This window comes from Janthinobacterium sp. PC23-8 (assembly GCF_002250505.1).
Taxonomy (GTDB): Bacteria; Pseudomonadota; Gammaproteobacteria; order Burkholderiales; family Burkholderiaceae_D; genus Janthinobacterium.
Genome location: NZ_NJGY01000003.1, coordinates 124,159 through 144,189 on the forward strand (window position 1 = coordinate 124,159; position 20,031 = coordinate 144,189).

General features: G+C 65.9%; 13 protein-coding genes and 1 tRNA gene. 6 read left to right on the forward strand and 8 right to left on the reverse strand.

The window, feature by feature from the left end; genetic code table 11:
• Positions 1 to 53: 53 nt before the first annotated feature.
• A complete protein-coding gene (locus CD932_RS20070; protein WP_141213323.1) occupies positions 54 to 557 on the forward strand; it encodes a T6SS effector amidase Tae4 family protein in 504 nt (167 codons plus the stop codon).
• Positions 558 to 606: 49 nt separating this feature from the next.
• Positions 607 to 855, forward strand: coding sequence for a hypothetical protein (locus tag CD932_RS20075; protein WP_094444589.1), 249 nt, complete (start codon positions 607 to 609; stop codon positions 853 to 855).
• A 201-nt stretch (positions 856 to 1,056) separates the two neighbouring features.
• Here CD932_RS20075 and CD932_RS20080 read toward each other — a convergent pair.
• The 4 genes from CD932_RS20080 to CD932_RS20095 all read right to left on the reverse strand — a co-directional run bounded on the left by CD932_RS20080 (position 1,057) and on the right by CD932_RS20095 (position 3,651).
• Positions 1,057 to 1,133 (reverse strand) — tRNA-Met (locus CD932_RS20080).
• 57 nt (positions 1,134 to 1,190) lie between these two features.
• On the reverse strand, positions 1,191 to 2,369 hold the full coding sequence (locus CD932_RS20085) for a class I SAM-dependent methyltransferase (protein WP_094444590.1): 1,179 nt from the start codon (positions 2,367 to 2,369) through the stop codon (positions 1,191 to 1,193).
• 75 nt (positions 2,370 to 2,444) lie between these two features.
• Positions 2,445 to 3,335: a hypothetical protein gene (locus tag CD932_RS20090; RefSeq protein WP_094444591.1), complete on the reverse strand. Its 891-nt coding sequence runs from the start codon at positions 3,333 to 3,335 to the stop codon at positions 2,445 to 2,447.
• Positions 3,336 to 3,441: 106 nt separating this feature from the next.
• Positions 3,442 to 3,651, reverse strand: coding sequence for a hypothetical protein (locus CD932_RS20095; protein ID WP_094444592.1), 210 nt, complete (start codon positions 3,649 to 3,651; stop codon positions 3,442 to 3,444).
• Between the two features lie 168 nt (positions 3,652 to 3,819).
• Here CD932_RS20095 and CD932_RS28995 point away from each other — a divergent pair, with 168 nt between their 5' ends.
• On the forward strand, positions 3,820 to 3,972 hold the full coding sequence (locus tag CD932_RS28995) for a hypothetical protein (protein ID WP_176461073.1): 153 nt from the start codon (positions 3,820 to 3,822) through the stop codon (positions 3,970 to 3,972).
• A gap of 8 nt (positions 3,973 to 3,980) precedes the next feature.
• Here the strand turns inward: CD932_RS28995 and CD932_RS20100 are convergent, their stop codons facing one another.
• From CD932_RS20100 to CD932_RS20110, 3 genes are read right to left on the reverse strand one after another with little or no spacing between them, the layout of a single operon-like run.
• Positions 3,981 to 7,736 (reverse strand): AAA family ATPase, encoded by a 3,756-nt coding sequence (locus CD932_RS20100; protein ID WP_094444593.1) that lies wholly within the window; start codon positions 7,734 to 7,736, stop codon positions 3,981 to 3,983.
• 13 nt (positions 7,737 to 7,749) lie between these two features.
• Positions 7,750 to 8,982: an exonuclease SbcCD subunit D C-terminal domain-containing protein gene (locus tag CD932_RS20105; protein ID WP_094444594.1), complete on the reverse strand. Its 1,233-nt coding sequence runs from the start codon at positions 8,980 to 8,982 to the stop codon at positions 7,750 to 7,752.
• Positions 8,983 to 9,026: 44 nt separating this feature from the next.
• Positions 9,027 to 12,038, reverse strand: coding sequence for a PAS domain-containing protein (locus CD932_RS20110; RefSeq protein WP_094444595.1), 3,012 nt, complete (start codon positions 12,036 to 12,038; stop codon positions 9,027 to 9,029).
• A 191-nt stretch (positions 12,039 to 12,229) separates the two neighbouring features.
• Between CD932_RS20110 and CD932_RS20115 the strand changes: the two genes are divergently transcribed.
• The gene (locus tag CD932_RS20115) at positions 12,230 to 12,601 is read left to right on the forward strand and encodes a YajD family HNH nuclease (RefSeq protein WP_094444596.1); all 372 of its coding nucleotides are present in this window, start codon (positions 12,230 to 12,232) and stop codon (positions 12,599 to 12,601) included.
• Between the two features lie 39 nt (positions 12,602 to 12,640).
• Here the strand turns inward: CD932_RS20115 and CD932_RS20120 are convergent, their stop codons facing one another.
• Entirely contained in the window at positions 12,641 to 15,814 is a 3,174-nt protein-coding gene (locus tag CD932_RS20120; protein ID WP_094444597.1) for a di-heme oxidoredictase family protein, read from the reverse strand.
• A 308-nt stretch (positions 15,815 to 16,122) separates the two neighbouring features.
• Between CD932_RS20120 and CD932_RS20125 the strand changes: the two genes are divergently transcribed.
• Together CD932_RS20125 and CD932_RS20130 are read left to right on the forward strand one after the other, a co-directional pair.
• A complete protein-coding gene (locus tag CD932_RS20125; RefSeq protein ID WP_094444598.1) occupies positions 16,123 to 17,112 on the forward strand; it encodes a DUF2804 domain-containing protein in 990 nt (329 codons plus the stop codon).
• A gap of 152 nt (positions 17,113 to 17,264) precedes the next feature.
• Positions 17,265 to 19,928 carry a bifunctional acetate--CoA ligase family protein/GNAT family N-acetyltransferase gene (locus tag CD932_RS20130; RefSeq protein ID WP_176461074.1) on the forward strand — a complete coding sequence of 888 codons (2,664 nt, stop codon included), beginning with the start codon at positions 17,265 to 17,267 and terminating at the stop codon, positions 19,926 to 19,928.
• Positions 19,929 to 20,031 lie beyond the last annotated feature (103 nt).

Genomic DNA, 20,031 nt, shown 5'->3' on the forward strand with positions numbered 1-20,031 from the left:
TTAACTATTTTCTTTGATAAAAATCAGCCTATGCGGTGATCTGTCCAGTAATCTTGAAACCTTATCTCTGTAAAGAGGGGAGCGAGAATATGGCCATTTCATTTGACGCGCTGCGCGATCACTACCCGACCGATCCGAAAGCGGAACTGTTCGAGCGGATGGGCGGACAATGGCCTGCGCTGGTCGATGACCCGCTTTACGCGAACACGTGTTGCGTGCGCTTGTCGATCGCCCTCAAAGGCGCTGGCGTGGGCATTCCGGCGCAATACAAGGAAGCCATCGAAGGCGATGGCACCGCCATCGTGCTCAAGGTCAAGACGATGGGCGAGTTGGTCACTGCGCTGCTCGGCAAGCCATATTGGGGTATGAGCAAGAATCCGGGGCAGCCGGTCGGCGCTGGCACAATACCGGCGCGCGCCGGCATTCTGGTCTATCACGTGGCGTGGAATGACGCGACCGGTCATTTTGATTTGTGGACCGGCAACGATTTCGTTGGCAACGGCAATTTTGGTGGCATCGCCGACGGCTTCAGTCTGGCATTCTGGAGTCTGGTGTAACGGCAACGCCGGCGTACGTCATCTCATCGTTTTGAATCGGAGAAACAGCATGGCATCGCATACGTTCGTCAATCGCGACCACGAATTCGTCCAGGTCAATCTGGTGTCGGGCAGCTTGAGCAAGAAGTTCGGCCTGTCGCGTGGTGAAAGCGAAACCGTGCCGACAGATCAGCCGGTGCAATACGCCTGGGCGCCCGAGAACGACGTGATACTGGAATCGGAATTCGCCACGTTTGCGACAACGACCGACGACAGGACGATCACATTCGGCGATCCGCCTGGCCGGGTCATGCGCTAGCCCGGATATTTCACCAGTCTTCAAACCGATGGGCTGAAGCGTGCTGGTAGCGGGCACTGCGCGCTGTGGGGTCGCTTTTTGAACGAGCACCTGACACCAAAGGATCGCCTTGGACTGCCAAGTAGTCTCCTGCTGTCGACTGCAAGGGCGCAGATACGAAAAAACCGCTGACCCTCTTGCGAGAAATCAACGGCTTCGAATTGGTTGCGGGGACAGGATTTGAACCTGTGACCTTCGGGTTATGAGCCCGACGAGCTGCCAGACTGCTCCACCCCGCAGCGCAATTATAGCGGGGTTTGCTGCATTGCGCAATGGCTGCCCGGCTTACTCCTCCATTACGCAGCCGCCAGGCGCCACAGCGAGGTGATTTCCTTCGAGCGCGCCGCATGCAGGCTGTCGGTCGCATCCTGGGCGCGCGGGTGGGTAGGGGCTACGTCATGGCGGTCAATGACTTTGAGACCGGCGCCCGTTATCCACTCCAGCAGCTGCGCGCGCGGGCGCAGGCCCAGGTGTTCGGCCAGGTCGGACAGGATCAGCCAGCCTTCGCCGCCCGGCTCCAGATGGTCGGCCAGGCCGGCCAGGAAGCCTCGCAGCATGCGGCTGTCGGGGTCGTAGACGGCGTATTCGATGGGCGAGCTGGGGCGTGCCGGCAGCCATGGGGGGTTACACACCACCAGCGGCGCACGCCCAGGCGGGAACAGATCGGCCTGCACCACCTCGACTTTGTCGATCAGGTCCAGGCGCGCCAGGTTTTCGCGGGCGCAGGACAGGGCGCGCGGGTCCTGGTCGGTGGCGACGATGCGCTTGACGCCGCGGTTCGCCAGCACGGCCGCCAGTACGCCGGTGCCGGTACCGATATCGAAGGCCAGACTGGCCCGCGGCGGCAGCGGCGCGTCGGCCACCAGGCCCACGTATTCGCTGCGGATCGGCGCGAACACGCCGTAGTGCGGGTGGATGCGCTGGCCCAGGGCCGGCAGTTCCACGCCGGTGCGGCGCCATTCGTGGGCGCCGATCAGGCCCAGCAGTTCGCGCAGCGAGGCGACGAACGGCGTTTCGCCACGGCCATAGGCTTCATTGCAGGCCAGTTTTACGTCCGGCGCGCGCCGCAGTGCAATTGTGTAGTCGGCGTCGAACGGCAACAGCAGCATGGCCAGGGTGCGGGCGCGCTGCGACTGGGCCTGGCGGTGCAGGTGGAATGCTTCGGTGGCGCTCGGCTCGGGTTTCGCCAGCCTGGCGGCCACGGCTTTCTTGCTGGGCTTGTCGTGCTTGTGGTCGGCGCGCCGCGCCAGCGCTTGCAAGAGCTGGCGTGCGTTCTGGAAGTCGCCGCGCCACAGCATGGCCGTGCCTTCGCAGGCGAGGCGATAGGCCTGGTCTGCCGTCGTGCGGTCGTCGGCGATGACGACGCGTTTCGGCGGCGGCATGCCGCTTTCCGAGCGCCAGCGGGCCGATTGTTCGACGCCGTTTTCGCTCCAGTGGATCTGCGGATGAACGGTGGAAGTAGGGGTGTCAGGCATGGGATTCAATCGAAAGAAGGTGGCGCGCGGCATGGTCGCCTGCGCAGGCCGTCTTCCATTATACGTCCCGGCAGCTTACTGCGATGGCGTTGGTTTGCCGCCGTAGGCGTCGGCGACGGCCCGCGCGCGCGCCTGCGCTTCCGGTGTCGGCTCCGGCTTGGCTGGCGGCACGGCGTCGGCCGGCAGTGCCAAAGGCTGGGCCGCTTCATCAAGCGTTTTCGGCGGCTGCAGCAAATTGAGCAAGCGCAGGTTCAAGCTGCCCACTTCGTCGCCAGCCTTGGACGTGGTCTGGTTGGCGCTGTCCTGGCCGGCATTGTAGATGCTGCTTTGCAGCTGCTGGCCCAGCATCTTGAACAGGTCGCCGAGGCTGCCGGCAAAGTTCATCGACGGCAGTTGCAGGGTCGGCAGGTCGCCGTCTTCGCCTGTGTCGGTGTCCTGATCCTGAGCTTGGTTGCTGGTTTCATGGGCCGCGCTGGCGCTGATCTTCGATTCGTACTGCACTTCCAGTTCAAAATCGAAGCTCTGGCCGTCGGCGGTGGTAATCGTGCCCTTGCCGAGAAAGTGGGCATTTTCCGCCAGGCTGAAGGCGGCCGCATTGCGCGTGCCGCCGGCGCCGGAACTGCTGGACGCCTGTGCCGCATAGCCGGAGGAGGCCGACAGGTCGATGGAGTCAAAACTGATGGCCGCGCCGTCGCCAAACAGTTGGCGCGCCATATTGCCGAGGAAATCCTGGGCCACGTCAACGGTGGCGTTGCCCAGGGCGTCGGTGCGCTGCGCCAGCCCCTGCGCCGACAGGTCGAGACCCTTTTTCGACAGGGCCACCACATCTTGCGAGGTGCGCCGCATCAGGGCGTCGGCGGCGCCCGAGGCGTTGCCGCCGGTTCTGGCCGGCTGCTGGCCGGCAAGCGTGCTCGCGCCGGTCTGGCGCGCGCCGAGGGCGGGAAGCTGGGGCAGGGTAGTGGCCATGGTGTTGTCCAAATCAACGTTGTATCGGAATTAACGGCAGGCCGCGCAGATTCTTTAACGGCTGGTTTGTAACAGGGATCGGTGGTGAAGGATCAGTGGTGAAGAATCAGTGGTGATGCGACCAACTGCCGTCGGCCGACGCCAGGTAGGACTTGACGGCGTCGGCCTGGCCGGTGGCGTGGCGTTTCAGCTCGCCGCACTGGCAGATGCCCTGGTAAGGCTGGATATGCGAGCAGGCCGATACTTTTTGCAGGTAGACCTGCATGGCTTTCTGGCATTTGACGCATTTGAAGGTAAGGCTGCGGGCGGCTTTCATGGGGGTCCTTGTGTGATGGATCGGGGCGAAGGGCGCGATTTTAACGCAAGCGGCCCCGTTTTCGCGGGTGTTGCAACGGCGCCACGTGCAGCCTTGTGTGTGTCAACGCCCGGAACGCTGGCGCGTTCAATGGGAAGATAAGCCATCGGGGCTTTGAAAGGTCGCATCATGCAACAACGCATACTGGCAGACAAGGAACTCGTTAGACAGTGGTTGAAGGCGGAACTGGCGCAGCGCCGCCCGCCGCCCGCACCGGAACAGATACGGCGCGAACTGGGCTGGCATCTGCTGCAGATAAAAAAGGCCAGCGAGCCACGCTGAAGCCATCTTCAGCGCACGCTGACCACGCTTTTGCCGCCCGCGCCCGGCTGCACCAATATCCGGGTGGCGATGCGCTCCGTCATTTCCTGCACGTGCGAGATGACGCCCACCTTGCGGCCCATGGCCTGCAGGCCGTCGAGCGCATCCATGGCCACGCGCAGGGTTTCCGTATCCAGGCTGCCAAAGCCCTCGTCGATGAACAGCGACTCGACCCGCACGCGGTTCGACGACAGCGAGGCCAGGCCCAGCGCCAGCGCCAGCGACACCAGAAACGATTCGCCGCCCGACAGCGAGTGCACCGAGCGCAGCTCGCCGCCCATGTCCTGGTCGCGCACCATCAGGCCCAGCGAAGGATTGTCGAGATTAATGATACGTTCTAACTGATAGCGACGCGCCAGATGGTTCAGGTGAGCATTGGCGTAGCCGAGCAGCACTTCCAATGTGAATTGATGAGCATAGTTACGGAATACTTTGCCAGTGGCTGACCCGATCAGGCTGTCGAGCGCGGCCCAACGACGGTAGATATTTTCCTGTTCCTCAATCTTGCCCAGGATCGCCTGCGCACTTTGCCGTTTCGCGTCGTCTTGAACAATAGTCAGGCGCAGTGCGGTAGCCTCCTGATTCACTTGTTTGCGCTCTGCCAGCAGCGCATCGAGCGCCGCCTGAAGGGTGGCCACGTCGGCCTCCAGCGCAGGCGGGGGATTGTCTTGGTGCAAGGTTTGCTGGCGCAGCCGTTCGGCCAGCACCGTGCGCGCTTCGGCCAGCTGCTTGTCCAGCAACTGCAAGGCGTCGCGCTCGGCGCGTATGGTCTCCGGGGACAGGCTCAGGCGTTCGCGCAAGGTGACGCTATCTGCGGGCGCCTGTTCGGGGTGATCGTGCTGGAACTGGCGCAGCCAGTCTTCCAGCGCGTTGGCCGCAACGGTGGACTGCGCCATCAGGCTGTCCAGGCGCTGTGTGGCTTGCGCGCGCGCTTCGTCAAACCGCGTGCGCTGTTCGCTGGCCTGCTGCACTGCGGCCTGGCGCGCAGCCAGGTCGACCCTGGCCGATTCGACCGCGTCGGCCAATGTGCGTTCCACCTCCAGCACAGGCTGGCCGTCCCATAACGACGCGCGTTCGGCCTGGGTGGCGATCAGCCTGGTGTCCAGCGCCCTGAAGGCGGTATCGGCGTCCTGCGCCGCCTGGCGCGCCTTGGCTGCGGCCGTGTCCAGCGCCGTCAGTTGCGCGGCCACCGTCACCAGCGCATGGCCGCGTTCGTCCTGGGCTGCTTGTTGTTTATTCCATTGCTGGCTTTCCAACTGGCGCGCGGCGCGGAAATCGGCCGGTCCCTGGCGCCAGCTGTCCTTCCAGTCCTCCGCGCCGTCGGCGTCGCCAAAAGCGCTGCCCAGTTGCGCCAGCAAGGCGTCAAGGTGGGCGCGCGCCGCCTGGCCCTTGTCGCTGGCCGCTGCCTGCTGCGCTTGCAACTGCGCCAGCCGCGCCTGCGCCTCCGATACCTGCGCCGTCAAGCGTGTCTGTTCCCTGGCCGCCTGTTCGCAGGCCGCTTGCGCCTGCTCGCGCCTGGCGCTGGCTTGCCGCAGCGAGCCTTCCTGTTCGGCCAGCGCCTGCATACCGGCGTGATTGGCGGCCAGCTGCTCGCTGAACCAGGCGCTGCGCAAGCTGTCTTCGGGCAGTTGCAGGCTGGCCGACTGCGTTTGCCATTGCGCGGCGAGGCTGGCAATCGCTGGCGGCAGCGTCTCAAGTTCCTGGGCCGCTGCCGCCTGCTCGCGCCGCAAGCCGTTCAACGCGGCCTGGTGCGCCGCCACCTGGCCGGTATTGGCCAGCGCCTGCGCGCGGCAGTCCCGCACCCCTCGCCGCAAGCTGGCCAGCATGGCCTGCAGCGCATGGTCGGTGTGCTGGTAGGGGTGGTCAAGCGCACCGCAGACCGGGCAGGGCGCGTCGTCCAGCAAAGTGGCGCGCAGCTGCTCGACGCTGGCCGCGCATGCCGCTTCCGCCCCTTTCAAGGCTTTTTCGGCCTGCGCCAGCGTGGCCTCGATGACCGGCGTGCTGGCCGCTTCCTGCGCCAGCGCCGCGTGTTCGGCATCGATGGCTTGCGCCAGCTGCGCCGCCTTGGCTTGCCGCTGCGCCAGTTGTTGCTGCTGGCGCGACAGCTCGGCCCAGGTCCTGTCGGCTGCCGTCAATATCCGGGCCTGCTGCTCCAGCTGCTGGCGCCGGCCCGGCAACTGCTCGCCGTCAAACGCTTGCACGGTGGCGATGGCGGCCGCCCGTTGTTCTTCCAGCGCGGCCGTCTTGTCGAGCGCCGCCGTCAGGGCGTCCTGCGCGGTGCGGGTGTCCAGTGTGGCCTGGCGCAGCAGCAGCGCCGCCTGCGCCAGGCTGGCGTCCAGCATATCGGCTTGCGATGCCGCCTGGCCGGCCTGGGCAAACAGCTGGTCCCATAACGTCCAGTCTTTCGCCAGCGCCTGCCAGTGCCGGTGGCTGGCCAGCCACTGCGATCCCGTTTGCTGCTGGGCGGTCAAGGCTTGCTGGTCCCGCTGCACGGCCAGTAGTTGTGCGCGCGCCGCATCGTTGACGGCATCGGCCGCCTGCGCTGCGTCTTTCGCCTGGCGGTGGGCCGGCAGTTGCGCAGCGATGCCGGCGTCGAGCGCCTTGGCCTGGTTCAGTTGCGGCGCCGCCGCGCGCTGCGCCGCTACCTGCGCGTGCAAGCGGGTTGACGCCTGCAGGGCAAGCAGCGCCAGCTGTTCCTGGCTGGCCAGCGCGTGCTGCACCTGCTGGCGTGCCGTGGCCAGCGCCACGCTGGCCGCCTCGCTGTCGCTGGCGAGCCGCGCCACGTCAAGCAGCAGCGGGCGGGCCGGTTGCAGCAGGTCCCACTGGGCCAGCGCGGCGCGGCGCCCCCCGGCGGCATCATGCGCGACACTGGCCGCGCCCAGTGCGTCGTTGGCATCGTTGGCCTGGGTTTGTAATCGCTGCGCATCAAGGTGCCAGCGCTGTTGCTGTTCCAGCACAGCCTTGCGCAATTCCAGCTGCTGCAGCACGGCTTCGGCTGCGCTGCTTTGCTGTTCCACCAGCGCCCGTTCTTCGCCGGGCAGCGGGCGCTGGTCGGCCAGCTTGTCGCTAAGGCGCTCCAATACCTGCTTTTCCAGCTTGGCGCGCTCGAAAGCGCGGATCGAAATATCGGAATAGATGCTGCTGCCGGTCAGCGTTTCCAGCAGTTCGCCGCGCTCGTTGTCCTCCGTTTTCAGAAAGGTGGAAAACTCGTTCTGCGCCAGCAGCACGGCGCGCGTAAATTGGTCGAACGACAGGCCGATGCGCTGTTCGATCGCTTCCTTGACTTCCGTCTTGGTGCCGCCGATGGCCTGCAGCGCGGGCAGTTGGTGCAATTGCATGACTGTCGCCTGCAGCGCGCCTTCGGCCCTGGTGCGCGAGCGGCGCACGCTCCAGCGCGCGCGGTAGCGGTGGCCGTCATTGCCGACGAAATCGACTTGCGCATGGCCTTCCGGCGTGCCGCGGCGCAGCAGGGTGCGCGTGTCCTGGGCGTTGACGGTTTCCTTGCCGACATCGGGCAGGGCATTGCGCCCGGCCACTTTCAGCAGGCGCGGGGTGGCGTCGTACAGGGCCAGGCACAGCGCGTCGAGCAGCGTGCTTTTGCCCGCGCCGGTGGGGCCGCTGATGGCGAACAGACCGGCGGACGCCAACGGTTCCTGTTCGAAGTCGACCATGAATTCGCCGGCCAGCGAGGCCAGGTTCTTGCCGCTGATAGTGAGGATTTTCATGTTGCTTGAGGATTCAGATTTGTGTGCCAGGCAGCAGCAGTTCCGCCAGTGCCGACAGTTGTTCGGGCGGCGCTTCCTTGCCGAATTTTTGCCGGTACAGGCGGCGGAAGATCTCGTCGGGCTGCAACTGCGCCAATTGGTCGAGCGTCATGCTCTCGATCTGCGTGCTGCGCGCCGCGCTTGACGTATCGATCTTGGCCAGGCGCACCGGCTTGCCGTCGAGCGCCGCTTCGATGCGCGCGCGCAGGCCAGGCTCGGGCGCCTCCAACCGCACGCGCACCTCCAGGAAGGGCTGCGCGTCGATAGCCGCGTCGGCAATGTCGAGTGCCGCCAACTGCGCCAGCACCTCGGCCACCGGCGCCGGTTTGTCGGGTATGCGCAACAGCGGCACGGCGCGCGGAATGTCGATGGCGCGCACCGCTTGCAATTGTTCGCCGTCGATCTCGACGCACAGCACCTGGTGCCGGTAATGGACTTCGGCGAACGACAGCGGAATCGGGCTGCCGCAGTAGCGGATATGCGGCTGGCCGCCGACCGCCTGCGCCAGGTGCAGATGGCCCAGCGCGGCATAGGCGATGGCCGGGTCGAATATGCCCGAGGGCAGCATCTCGGTGCCGCCGATGACGATGCGCCGCTCGGAGTCATTCGACATTTCGCCGCCCACCATATGGCAGTGGCCCATGGCGATAATGGCCTGGCCAGGTGCGCGCCGCGCCAGCGCCAGCCCGGTCAGTTGCTGGTACAGCAGGGCGATGCCGCCCAGATAGGCGTCTTGCGTGCTGCCTGGCGGCAGTTTCGGCACGTCGCCGGGGCGCAAAAAGGGCACGGCCAGGCACCACGCCGCCACCTGGCCATCGGCGCCCGTCAACGGCAGCAGCAGCCGTTCAAGGTCGATCTGGCCGTCTTCGCCGCGCAGGATGTGGCCGAGCATGTGGGTGCCGTAGTCGAACAGCAGCGGCGCCGGCGCCTCCAGGCGGCCGGCCGAATCGTGGTTGCCGGCGATAACGATTATCTGCAGGGCCGGCAGGCGCGTTCTGGCCTGCCGCAGGAAGCCGTACAACTGCCTTTGCGAGGCGGCCGAGGGATTGGCGTTGTCGAACACGTCGCCGGCCACCAGCAGCACGTCGATGCGTTCGGCCACCAGCGTGGCGAGCAGCCAGTCGAGGAAATGCTGGTGCTCGTAGCCCCGTTCATAATTGTGCAGGGTCTGGCCCAGGTGCCAGTCGGAAGTGTGCAGCAGGCGCATGGTGGAATCGGCGAGAAGACCAAAGCGCCAATATACCATCCGTCCTAGGCTACCATGGCGGCGGCCCGGTAGGTATTGCGGCCATCCTGCTTGGCCTGGTACAGCAGCACGTCGGCCTGCTGCAGCAGGGCGGCCGGCGAGAGGTCTTCATCGCGGTAGAAAGCGACGCCGATGCTGGCCGAGATATGCACGGTGATGCCGTCGAGCTCGAATGGCAGCTGCATGGCGTGGACGATACTGGCGGCCAGCACGGCCGCGTCCTCGGGCCGGCTGATGCTCTCCATGATGATGGTGAATTCGTCGCCGCCCAGGCGGGCGATGATGTCGGTGGCGCGCATGGTCTGCGTCAGGCGCTGGGCAAAGGCGCGCAGCAAGGCGTCGCCGGTGCCGTGGCCGTGGGTGTCGTTGACGGGCTTGAAGCGGTCGATGTCCATGTACATCACCGCCATCAGCCGCCCGTGCTTGCGGCTGGCGTGCATGGCGTCGGCGAGTTTTTGCACAAAGCCGGCGCGGTTTGACAGCCCCGTCAGCGCGTCGACCTGGGCCAGTTGCAGCAGCCGCTGTTTTTCGCGTTTTTGCACGGTGATATCCTGGCGCATCACGTGAAAGCCCACCACCTGCGGATGGTCTTCGCCGATCTGCGGGATATAGAGTACTTCCATGCAGCGCTCCAGGCCTTCCTTGATGTCTTCCTCTTCAAAGCTCAGCGTTTCGCTGGCCAGCACGCGCGCAATATACGGCGCCACCTTGCCGTAGCGCACGGCGCCCACATTGTCGCGCACGCTGCGCCCCAGCGCCGGCAGGCCCGTCAGGCCGAACTCGCGCTCGTAGGCCAGGTTCAGGAAGCGGTAGGTTTCGTCGGCGTCGATGTAGGCGATCATGGCCGGCAGGGCGTCGGCGATGGTACGCAGGCGCGCTTCGCTTTCGCGCAGCGCCACTTCGGATTCGCGCAGGAAGGTGATGTCGTCCAGGCTGCCCACATAGCCCTCGATGCCGCCGTCGACCATGATGGGGGCGATCTTCATCGACACCCACACCAGCCTGCCGTCGCGGTGCAGCCAGCGCAAGGTGGACTGGAATGGCGTCTGGCTGCGCCGCAGCTGGGCCAAAGCGGCGTGCATCAGGGCGAAATCGTCGGGGTGCAGGGCGCTGGTCCAGCCGGCGCCCAGGGCCGAGGCGCGCGGCTGGCCGGTGATCGCTTCAAAAGTACGGTTGACATAGGTGCAGCGGCGCTCGCGGTCCAGCCGTACCAGCCCGAGTGGCGAGGCGTCGTTGACGGCCGCCAGCTCGGCCTGGTTCTGGCGCAGCGCCAGTTCCTGCTGGCGGCGCTGCGAGATGTCTTCGGCAATGCCGAGGATATGCTCGACCTGGCCGCGCTCGTCGAACACCGGTACGGACACGGCGCGCAGGTGGCGCACGCTGCCGTCCTGCAGGCGCAGCGGCTTTTCCTGGTGGTCGATCACGCCGCGTTCGGCCAGGATGGCGCGGTCGTCCTCGTCGTCGTGCAGGCCGAAGCCCGATGGAAAAGCGGCGCTGTCGGTCTTGCCGATGATGTTCGCCGCCGCGTAGCCGGTGATGTCTTCGGCGGCCTTGTTCCACACTTCCATCTGGCCAAAGTTCTCAGGCCGCGCGCTTTTTACATACACCAGCACGGGCAGGTGATCAATCAGCGATTGCAGGAAGCTGCGGTTGTCCTGCAGCGCCAGTTCATCGCGCTTGCGCGCACTGATGTCGCGCGAGGTCACTGCCACGCCGTCGCTGATCGGCACGATCTGGTGGCGCACCCAGCGCGTGCCGCCATGCGGCAAGGCCAGTTCGAATTCGTCTTCCAGCGGCTGGCCGGACTCCATCACCAGCACGAAGCGCGGGAAGAAGCGCGCGTCGCGCAGCACCGGCGCGAGCGGCAGCGCCCGCTGGCCCAGCAGTTCGGCGCGCGGCTTGCCCAGCACGTCGGCGGCGCGTTCGTTGACGTCGGCGAAAATGAAGTCTTCGGGCGCCATGCCCGGCGCCGGACGCCAGGCCTTGAGCAGCATCACCGAGTCCAGGCTGCCCTGGTGCGCCGCGCGCAGCAGCGCCTGGGCGTCCTTGGCCTGGCGGATGCTGCGCCGCAGCCGCCGGCCCTGGCGCATCAGCAGCGCAATGAAGGCGATGATCAGCAGGCTGGCGGCCAGCAGCACGCCGATATACACGCGGCGCCGGTGTTCGAAAGAGGCCAGCGCCGCAGCGCGGCTCACGCCAACCACCGCCAGCAGCGGATAACGGCCCAGGTCGCGGTAGCTGTAGATGCGCGGGGTGGCGTCCAGCGGTGGCGTCACTTCCGCTTCCTCGGGCGCACGCGTGGGCGGGCCCGGCATGCGAAAGTCGAGCTTCTCGCTGATGATCAGCTGTTCGCCGATGCGTCCGACCGAATCGCCGCTGTCGCGCGCGACCAGCAGCAACGCGCCGTGTTCGTCGAGGTTCAGGCGGTCGTAGTCATCGACAAAGTAAGTGGGGTCGACCAGGATCACGATGGCGCCCGCAAAGCGGCCTTGCGCATCGTTCAGGCGGCGCGCCGAGCGTATCATCCACTTCTTGCTGGCCGCGTCGAGCACGGGCGTATCGACCAGGGCAATATCGCCGGGCGTGGTGGCCAGGGTGCGAAAGAAAAGCTGGTCGCCCAGGTTGGCGGACGCATGGCCGTTGGCGCTGTCGACGATATTGCCGGTGGCGTCGGTGACGGCGACCGGCAGTTCGAGCTTCGATGGCAGCACGCTGTCGAGCAGACCCTGGGGGCGCGTGAACTGCGCCAGCGACAGGCGCGCGCCGCTCGCTTCATGGCGCAGCTTGAACAGCTGGGTGGCGTGATCGGTCTGGCGCAGGATAATGCTGGTATGGTCGGCCAGGGTGCGCGCCAGCGACTGGCTGGCCGCCACCGCGTCGCGGGTGGCGGCGGCGCGTTCCTGGCCCACCTGGTAGACCAGACCGCCCCACAGTGCGAGCAGCAGCGGCAGCGCGAACAGCGGAAGCGGGCTGATGCTACAGACCCGGCGGGCCAGTCGTTGCAGGTTTTTTGTCATTGTCGGCTTGCGCGCGAGAGTCATGGAAAAGGGATGCGCGTAGACTTATTTTGCGCTAAATCAACGCGGCATGGCGAAATTCAAGATAGATAAGTTGCTCTCTTGCAACATGGTGCTGCCGCTGGGGTCGGCCTGACTGGCGCTGGCGTTAAAATGGCGGCTTCTTACTTCCAACTTGAAAGTTGCTTGCCATGCAGACTAAAAAGCCCGATGCGGCCCGGCTCGATAAAATCGTCGCCGAAGCGCGCCGCGCCGCCGATCAGCGCGAGAGCGGCTACCGTGAACGTTCGCTGAAAATGTATCCGTGGATCTGCGGGCGCTGCATGCGCGAATTCACGCGCGCCAACGTGCAGCAACTGACCGTGCACCACCGCGACCACAACCATGATAACAACCCGCCCGACGGCAGCAATTGGGAGCTGCTGTGCCTGTATTGCCACGACAATGAACACTCGCGCTACCTGGAAGCGGACCGCGGCGCCGGCCTGCTGTCGGCCGAGGTGGCGCCGGCCACGCACAATCCGTTTGCGGCGCTGGCGGGGCTGATCAAGAAAAAGGACTGAAGGATCGGCCGGCGCGTGGGCGCCGGCCCGTTTGCATCGTTACAGCGACTTCAGGAACGCCAGCAAGGCGTCGCGCTCGGCTTTTGACAAGGCCTCGAAACGCTGGCGCGCCCTGGCGCCTTCGCCGCCATGCCACAGGATCGCTTCGGTCAGGCTGCGTGCGCGGCCGTCATGCAGGTAGCCCGTTTTGCCTTCCTTGCCCATCACTTTTTCCGTATAGCCGATGCCCCACAAGGGAGCCGTGCGCCACATGGCCCCTTGCGCCTGGCCTTCGGTAAACTTGTCGGCCAGGCCGGGGCCCATGTCGTGCAGCAGCAGGTCGGTGTAGGGACGGATGGTCTGGTCGCGCAGTTCGGCAAACAGATGGCCGCTGCCCGTCTTCATTTCCGCCGTGTGGCAGGCAGCGCAGCGCATGCCCTGGAACAGTCTGGAGCCTGCTGCCACCTGCTGCGCATCGACCTGGTGCTCGTCGAGCGGCGCCACGCCCTTGGGGAAACCGCTGGCGATGCTGCGCTGGGCCGGTACGGCGACGAGCGCCAGGTAATGCGAAATCGACTGCAGGTCGGCTTCGGCAATGCCGGTCTGTTTGCCGCCGGCCGCGCACGCTTCAGGGCCGGCCATGCAGGCGCGGTTCGGGTAGACGGGGGAAGTGACCGCCATGTCGAGCAGCAGGGCTTCGGCCGCCTGCTGGCGCAAGGTGGCCTTGGCCGCCTTCCAGCCGAAGCGGCCCAGGCGCACGGCGCCGCTTTCCGGGTCGAACACGAAGTTCGCCTGGCCCTTGACGCCGTCGGCGTCGGGCGTGGAGCGCGTGCGCGCCAGGATGTCGCTTTCCGGCACGGCTTCCAGGAGGCCCGTGCCGATCATGGGCGGGGCGGCGCGCAGCGAGACGATGGCCGGCACCTGGCCTTCGAAAGCCAGGGTCGGTTTGCGCAATTGAACCTTGCTGCCGTCGGCCAGGGTGACCTGGCTGGTCTCGAAGCCACCGACGGCCACGCCATTGCCCCAGTTTTGCGGCGCGCCCGTGCTTGAAACCGCATTCATCTGGATCGCCGTGCCGTATTGCGGATGCGGCACCTGCTGGCCGTTTGCGTTCAGCGCGGCGACCCGCACGGCCATGGTGTCGAGGCGCTGGTTGATGGCGGCGGGCGCCGGGCTGCGGCCATTGTTGACGTGGCAGGCGATGCAGGCGGACTGGGTATAGCGCTGGCCCTGCAGGCCGACGGCTGGCGCGTAGCGGTCATTGCCGCCTTCATTGTGTTCGCCGCTGCGGAAATTGGTGTGCACCAGGCGCCTGCCTTCGACAAAGCGCTGCATGTTCTGCATGCCGATATGGTTGTGTGGCTGCTGGAACATGAACAGGGCGTTGTCCGAATAGTTATACGACACCGAACCGATGCCGCCGGAGAGCGTTTCGGCCGGCAATGGCACCGAGTTCAGGCGCGGCTGCACCCCATACCAGGGCCGCAGGCCGGCGCCCACCACATAGGTCCACTCATAGGAGTAGTAGCGGATGCCGCCGTCGTCGCCCTGGGCGGCCATCGCCTCTTTGGTGGAAAACATCGACGGCGACACTTCGATGATGTCGCCCGCCGTCAGGGCGCGCGCCTTGACGTCGACGCCATTGGGCATGCCGTTGGCGTCCAGCCCACCGTGGCCCGGATAGTCCTTGATCAGGAGGGTGCAGGCGCCGTTGATGCCGTTGGCGGTAGTGAGCTTGCCGGCGGCCGGGTAGGCCAGCGGTTTGCACACCGGAACATTGCGGTCCACCAGTTCTCCGGGCGACATCCAGCCGTAGCCGGTCACGCCAGGGCGGTCGAAGCCGCGAAAGAAGGCCACGCCGCCCGATAAAAAGTCAACCGTGGTGTACTGGTTGACGATCAAAGTCGGTTTGACGACACCGGCTACCCGGCTGTTGTCGATGATCTCCACGCCCCAGGTGCGGTTCTTGAAGTACTGCGGTACGAAGGTGAGGTAATTGCCCGGTCCCTTGTCGACGGCCAGGCCGGTGACCGGATCGACCGTCTCGTTCGGGCCATAGCCGGCCTCGTTCCATTCTTCGCCCCGTTCGCGGCCATGGCGGGCCAGGCCGCGCGCGCCGAAGCGCGTCACCAGGGTGCCGTCGGGTAGCGAGAACTGCAGCGTTTCCAGCGGTTCCTTGCTGGTGGGAAGCGGAACCAAGGCGCTGCCGTCAAACGGGAACTTCAGTGCCGAGGTGGCGGTGCCCGGCAGGGTGTTGTCGCTGCCGGGCGACTTGAACACTGCTTCGAGCAGCGAATAGCCATACTGGGTGGCGCGCGCCACGCCCTGCAGGCGCAGATAGCGGGCGTTGACGCCCAGGTTGAAAAATTCCTCGGTACCGCCCTTGCCGTTGGTGACATAGCGCACCTGCGTCCAGCTGCTGCCATCGTTCGAGGTTTGCAAGGCGTACTCTTTGCCGTAGGCGTTTTCCCATTGCAGCTGCAGATAGCCGATGGCGGTGGGTGCGCCGAAGTCGAACTGTATCCAGGCGCCGTCTTCAAAGCTGCTGGCCCAGCGCGTGGCGCTCTTGCCGTCGATCGCCATGGCGGCCGGCATGCCCGGGTTTTCCAGCGGCGAAGAGGTGGCGGCGACAGGTTTGATCAATACGCCCGGCTGGGTCGGGTCGGCGGGCACTACGGGGGGCGTGACCGGCGGCGCGCCCGGGACGGTGGCGGGCGTGCCCGAAAACGCCTGGATCTCGAAGATGGAATAGCCGTACTGGCCGGCGCGCTTGACGCCCTGCATGCGCAGATAGCGGCCCTGGCCCGACAGGCCCGTGAGGTCCTCGACGCCGCCGCTGCTGTTTTCCACGCTGCGGATGGTGGTCCAGTTGTTCAGGTCATTCGATACCTGCAGCAGGTAGCTGCTGGCATGGGCGTTTTCCCAGGAAATGCGCACGCGCGTGATCAAGGTCGACGTGCCGAAATCGAGCGTCAGGTTTTCAGCATCGGTAAAACCGCTGCCCCAGCGCGTGCCGTCGTTGCGGTCGATGGCGGCCGCCGCCGACAGGTCGCCCCGTTCGGCGGAACTGGCGCTCGCACCCACAGGCGTGAGCACGGTTTCCGACGACACTTGCGCGCTCAGCTGCGCGGTGGGGGGCGTTGCCGTTTGCTCGCCGCCGCCGCCGCAGGCAGACAGCGCCCATACCAGCGGCAGCAGTGGAACTGCGCGCAGGCGATACTGAAAAGGAGTCATGACACGCTTCCTTGATTATTATTTATAGTGGAGAAGGTTAGCCAGCAAGCACCAAAGCGCTGCTCGCACGACAGCGAGAACGTGTAGAAAATGATCATGGATGCCGGGGAATTTAATTTCCGTATGGAAATATTTACGCACATTATCGCAGCCGTCTGCCGCTGTCAAGCAGGCAATCAAACGCCCGGCGGGTGAGTCAACCATGCGAACCGCGCATGAAAAATGCGGTATCTTTATAGCATGAACAAACCTATGGACAAACGCGACCGCCAGCATCGACGAGTCACCCCGCAGCGGAGGCGCGCCGCATGACGTTGCCGCCAGCGCCAGCGACCCTGATCGACGCCAGCGGTGAGCCGCAATGCGGCCGGTATGCCGGCCTGGCCGACGCCTTTGACTGGGCGCGGCTGGCGCCGCCCCATGCGCGGGCAAGCCTGTGGCGGCTGTTCCACCACAAGCGCTGGCATCATGTGGCGCTGGCCACGCCCGAGCTGTTTTGCGCAGTGGCCATCATCGACCTGGGCTGGGCCAGCACCGCCTTTGCCTATGCTTTCGACCGCCGCAAGGGCAAATTCGTGGCGTCATTTTCGCGCGACGGCGTGCCGGGACTGTCAGCGAGCGTGGCGCCGCATGCCGCTGCCGGCAGCCGCTTTCGTTTCCTGTCGCAGGCCATCGACATCGAGGCGGCGCCCCAGCAGCGCTACCGCTTGCGGCTCGCTTGCGGCCATTTCGGCATCGACGCCGAATTTGGCCCGCCGGTCTCGCCGATGTTGCTGGCCGTCGGTCCGGTGCCAGGCGGCAGCGTGCATGCGACGCAAAAGTCGGGCGGTCTGCCGCTGTGGGGCACGGTGCGCTGCGGCGCCATCGGCTACAGCCTCGACGACGGCGTGGCCAGCTTTGACTATTCGAACGGCCTGTTGCCGCGCGAGACGGAATGGCGCTGGGCTTCGGCGCACGGGCTCGATATCGGTTTCAATCTGCAGGCCGGTTACTTTGGCGCCCAGGAAAACGCGCTGTGGCTCGACGGCCAGCTGTACCCGCTGGCGCGCGCCCATTTCGATTTCAATCCCGACAATCCCCTCTCGCCCTGGCATGTGTGGACCGACGACGATTTGCTCGACCTGCATTTCAGGCCGGAAGGGGCGCGCCGCGCGGACCGCAATCTGTGGCTGGCGGCCAGCCGCCATATCCAGCCGATCGGCACCTTCAGCGGCTGGGTGCGCGCCAGCGCGAACGCACCCAAGCGCATCGTGGCGCAGCTGGCGGGCGTGACGGAAAACCACCGCTCGCGCTGGTAGCGCGCCGTGGTCACGCCGGCACTTTTTTGGCAAAACGCACCACAAGGTCAAGTTTTTTTGCCGGTGCATCCTATACACTGGCGCAGTCGCCGCTTATAACACTGGCGCAGCCGCTGCGGGCACATCGCAAGCACAGTCCATAAGGCCAGAGCATGAGTATCCGTAATCTCGACAAGCTGTTCAAGCCGGCCTCGGTGGCCCTGGTCGGCGCTTCCCGGCGCGAACGCAGCCTGGGCGCCATCGCCCTGAACAATCTGCTGCAGGGGGGCTACCAGGGCGCCATCTACCCCGTCAATCCCAAGTACGATCAGTTGCGCGAGCTGCGCTGCTATCACAAGGTGAGCCAGTTGCCCAAGGCGCCCGACCTGGCGATTATCTGCACGCCGCCGGCCACCTTGCCGGGATTGATACGCGATCTGGGCGCCATGGGTACGCGCGCGGCCATCGTCATGACGGCGGGGCTCGACAGCGCGGAACACGGCAAGCTGCGCCATCTGATGTTGAAAGCGGCGAAACCGCACCTGCTGCGCATCCTGGGGCCGAACAGCATGGGCCTTCTGGTGCCAAAAATCGGCCTGAACGCCAGTTTTACGCATCTGGGCGCGGCCACCGGCAAGATCGCCTTCGTGTCGCAATCGGGGGCGCTGGTGTCGGGCGTGCTGGACTGGGCGCACGCGCATGGCGTGGGCTTTTCCAAATTCATTTCGCTGGGCGGCAGCGCCGACATCGATTTCGGCGACCTGCTCGACTACCTGGCAGGCGACGTCGATACGGCCGCCATTTTGCTGTACATGGAAGATATACACGCGGCCCGCAAATTCATGTCGGCCGCGCGCGCCGCCGCCCGCAGCAAACCGGTGATCGTGTTGAAAGCGGGGCGCGAAGCGGCAGGCGCGGCGATGGCGGCCTGGCATACGGGCGCGCTGGCAGGGTCGGACGCCGTGTACGACGCGGCGATTCGCCGCGCCGGCATGCTGCGCGTGTATTCGGCCGAGGAGCTGTTCGATGCGGTCGAAACGCTCACGCATATCCGCGCCCAGCGCGGCGAACGGCTGGCGATCCTGTGCAACGGCGGCGGGCTGGGCGTGATGGCCACCGATGCGCTGGTGGGCAAGGGTGGCAAGCTGGCCGAACTGTCGCCCGAGACCGTGATCGCGCTGGAAAAGGCGCTGCCGCCCGGCTGGTCGCACGACAACCCGGTCGGCCTGGCCGGCGACGCGCCGGTGCAGCGCTATGTCGACGCGCTCAAGCCCTTGCTGTCCGAACCCGACGCGGACGCCATGCTGCTGCTGCATGCGCCGACGGCCATGGTCTCCTCGATCGAGATCGCCGAGGCCGTCACGCCGCTGATCAAGGCCACGTCGCGCACGGTGCTGTCGTGCATGCTCGGTGGCACCACGGTGTCGGCCGCGCGCCAGGTGTTCAGCCGCGCCGGCATCCCCACCTACGATACGCCTGAAAAAGCCGTGCATGGTTTCATGCAGATCGTGCAGTACCGGCGCAACCAGGACACCCTGATGGAGGTGCCGGCCCAGCTGCCGCTCTCTGGTGCGCCGCGCCGCGCGCGCGTGCGCGAAATCGTTGCGCTGGCGCTGGCCGCCGGCCAGACAGTGCTGGGCGAATGCCGCTCGAAAGAAATTCTGGCCGCCTATGGCATTCCGGTCGCCACCACGCGCATGGCGGCCGACGTGGAAGAGGCGCTGGCGGTGGCGTTTGAGATCGGCTACCCGGTGGCGCTGAAGATCCATTCACCCGATATCGCGCACAAATCGGACGTCGGCGGCGTGGCGCTCGATCTCGACAACCCGGCGATCCTGCGCACGGCCGCCGCCGCCATGGAAAAGCGCGTGCGCAAGATGCGGCCCGACGCGCTGATCGACGGCTTTACGGTACAGCAGATGGCGCGCCGGCCGCAGTCGCATGAACTGATCGTCGGCGTCACCACCGACAGCGCCTTCGGCCCCGTGATTCTGGTGGGGCAGGGCGGCATCTCGGTGGAAGTGACGGCCGACCATGCGATCGGCCTGCCGCCGCTGAACATGGTGCTGGCGCGCGACATGCTTTCGCGCACGCGGGTGTCGAAGCTGCTGGCTGGCTACCGCAACCAGCCGGCCGCCAATATCGACGCCATCTGCTACACGCTGATCCAGGTGGCCGAGCTGGTGGCCGATATCGGCGAGCTGGCCGAGCTCGATATCAACCCGCTGGTGGCCGACGCCGACGGCGTGATCGCGCTCGACGCGCGCATCCGTTTGCAGCCTGGCCAGAGCGCCGACCGGCTGGCGATCCGCCCGTATCCGCAGGAACTGGAAGAAACAGTGACATGGATGGGCCAGTCCCTCTTGCTGCGTCCGATCCGTCCCGAAGACGCGCTGCAGCATATCGACCTGTTCAATGCGCTCGACCCGGACGACGTGCGGCTGCGCTTTTTTACCTCGATGCGCGAGCTGCCGCTGTCGCAGCTGGCGCGCCTGACGCAGATCGACTACGACCGCGCGATGGCCTTTATCGCCACCCACACGGGGCCGGACGGCCAGCCGGAAACCCTGGGCGTGGTGCGCGCCGTGGCCGATCCGGACAATATTACGGCCGACTTCGCGATCGCCGTGCGCTCAAAGCTCAAGGCGCAGGGCCTGGGCCATATCCTGTTTGAAAAACTGGTCGATTACTTCCGCAGCCGCGGCACGGAAGAACTGGTGGGCGAGGCGATGGCGCGCAACAAGGGCATGCAGCGGCTGGTGAAAAGCTTCGGCGGCACCGTCACGCCGTCGGAAGAGCCGGGCGTGGTGGATCTGCATATCCGTCTGCGCCAGTGAGTCCGTGCTGGTAGGGTTTGCGCAGGATCAATCCTGTCGCTGTCGGCAGTCTTTACACTCTCAACTTCACGTTTCCATCCTGGCCGCGTTTTTGGGAGTGAGT

Bases quoted from the DNA above. Each gene is read 5' to 3' on its own strand.
- CD932_RS20110 (WP_094444595.1), bottom strand. From the start codon at position 12,038: ATGACAAAAAACCTGCAACGACTGGCCCGCCGGGTCTGTAGCATCAGC.
- CD932_RS28995 (WP_176461073.1), top strand. From the start codon at position 3,820: ATGCAACAACGCATACTGGCAGACAAGGAACTCGTTAGACAGTGGTTG.
- CD932_RS20120 (WP_094444597.1), bottom strand. From the start codon at position 15,814: ATGACTCCTTTTCAGTATCGCCTGCGCGCAGTTCCACTGCTGCCGCTG.
- CD932_RS20115 (WP_094444596.1), top strand. From the start codon at position 12,230: ATGCAGACTAAAAAGCCCGATGCGGCCCGGCTCGATAAAATCGTCGCC.
- CD932_RS20130 (WP_176461074.1), top strand. From the start codon at position 17,265: ATGAGTATCCGTAATCTCGACAAGCTGTTCAAGCCGGCCTCGGTGGCC.
- CD932_RS20090 (WP_094444591.1), bottom strand. From the start codon at position 3,335: ATGGCCACTACCCTGCCCCAGCTTCCCGCCCTCGGCGCGCGCCAGACC.
- CD932_RS20105 (WP_094444594.1), bottom strand. From the start codon at position 8,982: ATGCGCCTGCTGCACACTTCCGACTGGCACCTGGGCCAGACCCTGCAC.
- CD932_RS20095 (WP_094444592.1), bottom strand. From the start codon at position 3,651: ATGAAAGCCGCCCGCAGCCTTACCTTCAAATGCGTCAAATGCCAGAAA.
- CD932_RS20100 (WP_094444593.1), bottom strand. From the start codon at position 7,736: ATGAAAATCCTCACTATCAGCGGCAAGAACCTGGCCTCGCTGGCCGGC.
- CD932_RS20075 (WP_094444589.1), top strand. From the start codon at position 607: ATGGCATCGCATACGTTCGTCAATCGCGACCACGAATTCGTCCAGGTC.
- CD932_RS20125 (WP_094444598.1), top strand. From the start codon at position 16,123: ATGACGTTGCCGCCAGCGCCAGCGACCCTGATCGACGCCAGCGGTGAG.
- CD932_RS20085 (WP_094444590.1), bottom strand. From the start codon at position 2,369: ATGCCTGACACCCCTACTTCCACCGTTCATCCGCAGATCCACTGGAGC.